This is a genomic window from Pseudomonas sp. SbOxS1, from assembly GCF_013416725.1.
In the GTDB taxonomy this organism is placed as follows: Bacteria; Pseudomonadota; Gammaproteobacteria; order Pseudomonadales; family Pseudomonadaceae; genus Aquipseudomonas.
On record NZ_JAAVXC010000089.1, the window covers coordinates 1 to 625 of the forward strand.

Genomic DNA, 625 nt, shown 5'->3' on the forward strand with positions numbered 1-625 from the left:
CATAGCTCAGCTGGGAGAGCACCTGCTTTGCAAGCAGGGGGTCGTCGGTTCGATCCCGTCTGGCTCCACCAACCTTCTTTGACGAGAAGTGGTGTCGAGACGACGGAAGCTAATCATTCAAAATCAAGATTTGTGGTTCGCCCTCGGGCAACCGCTTGTTCTGTTTGACATCGTAAAGAGAAGATTTGTTCGGACTCCTTTTTGGGAGCCTGATCCTCCAGGAGGCTTTGGCCTTTGTGGTTGGCTTGGGTGACAAAAAAGTTTGTCGCGGTGAGACGCTCAATCTCCCGCATATGATGGGTTTGCCTAACCGCGCCCCCGGACCGATCTCGAGAAGCTGGTCTTTTTGTGCCGATGGCGTTGTGAGAAATCATGATGAACATTGGCAATGAGAACGATCAAGTGTCTTAAGGGCAATTGGTGGATGCCTTGGCATGCACAGGCGATGAAGGACGTGATACGCTGCGATAAGCGTCGGGGAGGTGCGAATACCCTTTGATCCGACGATTTCCGAATGGGGAAACCCACCTAAGGTACTTGTAAAATCAGAGCAGTCGCCAGGCGCAAGTTTGGTGGCTGTTGTGGTTTACAAGTATCGTTATTAGGTAACTTACCCTGAATACAT

General features: G+C 50.9%; 1 rRNA gene. It reads left to right on the forward strand.

Annotation, left to right across the window (positions count from 1 at the left end):
* Positions 1 to 396: 396 nt before the first annotated feature.
* A 23S ribosomal RNA gene (locus HFK74_RS32950) occupies positions 397 to 625 on the forward strand; the annotation flags it as partial.